We start from the raw sequence: 2,315 nt of genomic DNA, 5'->3' as shown, positions 1-2,315 counted from the left end.
CAGACCACGCTTGACCGTTTGGCCCTGTCGGATTCGAATTCATCATGAACACGACCGTCGCGCTGGCGGGGTGACTACAACCTGTCACCTAACCGCGCAGCAGACCCGAGCTTCGAACGATCCGACCAGCTACGCAACTACCCTCCTGCCAGTAACGGTATCTCGACAAGAACCAGCTACTGATGAGGGTGCAACACGAATCTCTACGCTCCGCAGTCGCAGAGAAGCAGCCCGCTAGATTAGAACTAGAGATCAATAATCGCGAGAACCGCGCCGGAGCCCGAGATAGCGAGATTTCCTATCTCAACATTCTCCGCAGTTGGACGCACCGCCTCACCTCGTGCTGAGCCATGGGCCTCTGCATTCAGAATGTTTGCTTGCTCGAAATCGAGATCAGCGAGCGCTAAAGAAATCTTCTCTAGTACACCGGAAAAAAGTGCTGCTCGACAACCAGGAATAGGCACAACATACCCAACTGCCCATCCTTGGCTAGTTTCCAAGCGATATTCAAACTCTAGTTTACTTCTCAGCCCCATAGGGGAAGGGGTGCGGAATGCATGATGCAGTGAGTCGAGGAGACGGTAGTCGGACGACCAGTGAGCCAAGTTGAGCGCAGTCTGGAGAGCGCACAACCGAGACAATGGTTCCGACCGGAGATCCAGTCCAAGATGGGGTTCCCGATCGGAGAAGCCTCGATCATCAATAGCCATAGGGTGTTCATACCACTCGCCGGCCCCCTCCCGCAGCACTCGGTAATCACCCTTGACCGAGTGTGGAGTCTCGAGAAACGGCAAGTTGGAGTTCTCATCGTCTCTTGGTGGATCGATGGCATATATCGTTAGACCTCCAAGAGGTGAGTAGGTACATACACCTAGACCTTGAAGCGCCTGATTGTCTACGGTAGTCGCAGCCAACTGTTGAACCGCTTTCTGGAGCATAGGTTTATGCGCCCCCGCAGTTCCCGTTCCCTTGGATTCGACAAGGAATAGGTACTCTTTTTTCGGTTTCGACGGGCTACTTGCCCTAACAAGCCAATCTGCTCTCAGCGTTCTCTTTTTAGGCTTATTAATCGCGTGACTCACATTCGGATACTTGTTTTTAGAAACCAGCTCAATGTCAAAAAACCTGACAATCGACAGGCCAAACGTGTCACGCATCCATTTCTCTGCGGTGATCAAACTAAAACCAATTCCAAGCTCCTCGGAGATTTTGCTCCTGGTCGAATAAACAGCCATATCGATCAAATCGCTAGTGACGATTTGCCCATTGATATTTTTTTCGAAACAGTACATGTATTTCAAAACCGGAATGAGCCTAGTCAAACCCCCCAGCGGAGTCCTAGCGTACGGAAAAGTATACTCGCCTAGCCGCAAAAGAACGTCCGCAATACTTAGGTTCCAGCTGCCGTCCAGGGCCGGTACAGCTTGAATATTTTTTATTCCACTGAGAGGTGCAGCTTGAGCAATGAGATACTCAAGATTGGAGTCACTAACGGATTCTACTCCACCCATCGGCAGGCGGTTGTGCAGAATCCAGTTTGCAGCGTTCATTATCATGCTTCAAACATTACCATTGAACTGCTTTGAACGCTTAAAGAATTAGTGAACGCTCACGCTCATTCCTTGCGGTAGTGGGAGCACTTGAACCAGTAAACATCCAGAACAGCCCATCTACCGACTCCGGAACGGTGGCCTTTAGATCACAGTTTTCATCATCAGCAGTGGAAACCGAGCGAGCGGGAGGTCGATGAAAACTTCATCGTGCATCTGCGTCACGATCTAGTGCCCGACAGTTTCAGAGTGAATTAGGATGCCGCGCGCGATCATTTGGTCATCGCTTTCGGCCAGTTTCCCGTGGATCTGCATTCGCTTCCGTTTCGCCTCGAGGTTGACCGACCACCGGCCCAGGCCCAACTTGATATACGACAACTATCTACCTGACGGGAGCTTGATCAGCAGGTCTCTGACGGAAGAGTAAGGTGCGGGTTCTGCAGCCTCACTATGTCGTGGGTGTAAATTGCAGTGTTGGTAGCTTGTTCGATATTGGCGCAGGTCATGAAGATCCCGGAGCGGGTCACCTGCTCCGCATCCACAATCGGCTTCGACTCCCCGCGGTCTGTCCCACGGTGAGGGCTACCATCGTCGTTAGCACCCCCACCGACCCGCCATAACCACAGACCAGCACTGCAATCTTCCCCTTACGAAGCTCGGGTCTGCTGCGCGGTTAGGTGACAGGTTGTAGTCACCCCGCCAGCGCGACGGTCGTGTTCATGATGAATTCGAATCCGACAGGGCCAAACGGTCAAGCGTGGTCTG

At 52.3% G+C, this 2,315-nt stretch carries 1 protein-coding gene; it reads right to left on the bottom strand.

The features are described 5' to 3' along the window. Nucleotides 1-245: 245 nt before the first annotated feature. Entirely contained in the window at nucleotides 246-1,556 is a 1,311-nt protein-coding gene (locus JDV76_RS12390) for a hypothetical protein (RefSeq protein ID WP_198737221.1), read from the bottom strand. Nucleotides 1,557-2,315: the final 759 nt, after the last annotated feature.

This window comes from Corynebacterium marambiense (assembly GCF_016342275.1).
In the GTDB taxonomy this organism is placed as follows: domain Bacteria; phylum Actinomycetota; class Actinomycetes; order Mycobacteriales; family Mycobacteriaceae; genus Corynebacterium; species Corynebacterium marambiense.
This window is presented reverse-complemented; position numbering and strand designations above follow the sequence as displayed.